This is a genomic window from Euzebyales bacterium, assembly GCA_036374135.1.
Taxonomy (GTDB): Bacteria; Actinomycetota; Nitriliruptoria; order Euzebyales; family JAHELV01; genus JAHELV01.
Map to the genome: position 1 here is coordinate 1 of DASUUK010000055.1, position 2,208 is coordinate 2,208.

Annotated in this window: 1 protein-coding gene; it reads right to left on the reverse strand. The window is 68.8% G+C overall.

Features of this window, described 5'->3' with window-relative positions:
- Positions 1-230 precede the first annotated feature (230 nt).
- Complete coding sequence (locus VFZ70_09065; protein ID HEX6255946.1) at positions 231-1,922, reverse strand: IS1634 family transposase; 1,692 nt, start codon at positions 1,920-1,922, stop codon at positions 231-233.
- Positions 1,923-2,208: the final 286 nt, after the last annotated feature.

Below are 2,208 nucleotides of genomic sequence, written 5' to 3' on the forward strand. Positions count from 1 at the left end.
ACGTCGAGGAGTGCCTTGTCGCGGCCCATCCTGGTGCTCGAGCCACCCGCGAGCACCAGGCCGGTCAGGTCGTCACGCACGCGACCATGATCGCAGGTGCCGCGCCGAGGGGCGGCCGATCGGCCGCCCCTCGGTTCCTAGCCCGAGTTTCCTGGATGGCGGTGCGTTGATCGGTCTTCGTGCTGGTCAACGGCGGGTTTGTGCTGGGCGGGGTGTATTACCCAATGTGGTCAGCGGCGGGGTGCGTAGCGGTCGAGGTCGAAGATGTCGTAGAGGCGTCGTTGGGTGGCGTTGAGGTCGGTGATCATGCGCCGCGCGCGGGGACGTCCGCGGTCGCCTTGGTAGAGCAGGACGGTTTCTTGGATGCCGCCCAGCGCGGCGAGCAGCCGACGGACGGACAGGTCGAGTCCCGCCTGGCGGGCGTGGCGGCGCATGAGGTGTGCGATCTGCAACGCCAGCGCGCATGTGAAGACGTGGACGCCGATCTTGTGCTCGGTCCAGTGGTGCATCGGCGAGAACGACACGACGTGGGGGTCTTTGAGTTGGCGGAAGCCGTCTTCGCAGTCGGACTGGGAGCGGTAGCCGGCGATGACCTCGGGTTGTGGCCAGTGGTCGCGGTTGGTGAACAGGATGCGTTTGCCGAAGATCTCGTCTTCGAGGCGAGCGTGGGCGTCGCGGTCGGTGCGCCAGGTCAGCCGCCGTTGCGCGGGGGTGTCGCCGGTCAGCTCGGTGTCGATCACGCGGCTCAGCCAGCGGGGCCGCAAGATGGCGTCGATCTCGGCTTGGATGCCGTCGGTGGTCTTGCGGGTGCGTCCGCGGGCGAGACGGGCAGCGAGCTCGGACAGTTGCCGGCGCGCTTTGGCCTGGGTCTGTGCGAATCCGCGGACCTGCGCGGCGTGCAGCTCCGGCGAATGCGTGACCACGGTGCGGTGGGAGAACCCGTACGCGGCCGCGGTGGTCTCGTACGCGGTCAGCCCGTCGAAACGGTCGTCGTCGACGACGCTGAAACGTTCGGCGGGCACGGCGAGCAGGTCGGGGTGGTGCGACGGCGGCAGTGAGGTGACAAACCCCAGCCCGGTGCCTTCGAGGTGGATCTGGTTGTCGGTCGAGTTCTGTCCCGCGTCGTAGACCACGGTCAACTCGTCGGGGTCGCCGCCGAGCGCTCGCCAGCGGCCGACGAGCTCGTCGAGCACACCGGAGAACTGGGTGACATCGGGACGGTCGCCGGCATAGGGGTGCCACAGGATCGGCACGCCGCCGTCGCGGGTGACGACCAACGCCAACCCGACCAGGCGCAGGTCGACGCGGTGCTGTTTGGCCTTGCCGCGCTGGGCGATCGGCGCGCGGGTGTTGGCCGAGTCGATGAACGTCGCGAAGTTGGTCATATCCAACACCAGCCCCGACATCTCCAACCCGAACACCTCCACGGCGCGGGCGGTGATCCGCCGGCCGATCTGCACCAGATCCACCGGTGACACGGCGTCCATCGCGTCCCAGAACCGGCGGTGGTCGGTCGCTGCCGTTGGCAGCCCGGGCAGCAGCCGCGGGCCCACGGTCGTGGCCCACCAGTCGCCGAATGCCAGCTTCGAGCACGGCGCCACCACCCGGTTCAGGGTCGCCAACGCCAGATACGTACCGACCGACGCGGCCGCGTCGGCGCGGCGGGCGCCGACGACGTCATCGACGATTCCGACCACTCCCAGCCGGTCGATCATCTCCCAGACCGCCGCGACATCACCGAACGCCTTGTGCCGCGTGCGGTCCGGTTCGCCTGCCCCGCCGCCCTCCAGACGCGCCACGACCTCCTCAGCGCTGCCCAGGTACTGCTGGTCGACGATGCGCGGTTTGCCGTCCACCCGCGCGGACTCGACCAAGTAGTAGTACGTCTGCTTGCCGCGCCGCTTCCCCACGATCGAAGGCATATATGGGTAATACAACAACAGACGTGACAAGACAAGCATCTACCACCACGAACGCGCAGGTCAGCCCCCCACGCGAGCCTTGCCAGCCCGACCGTCGTCAGCGACCGGAAGCCATAGCCCGGAAAGCCGGGCTAGCTAGTTCCGCAGCCTGTGGACAAGCGGATGGCTCGGATGTGGGTGTGACCTGCGAGCACGCCGTTGTCGGGCGGGGTGGGGCGTGTGCCCACGCCCGCGGATGGGTCAGCCGAGGTGGGTGATCCGCGGCGGTGGGATGACGTCGCAGGCG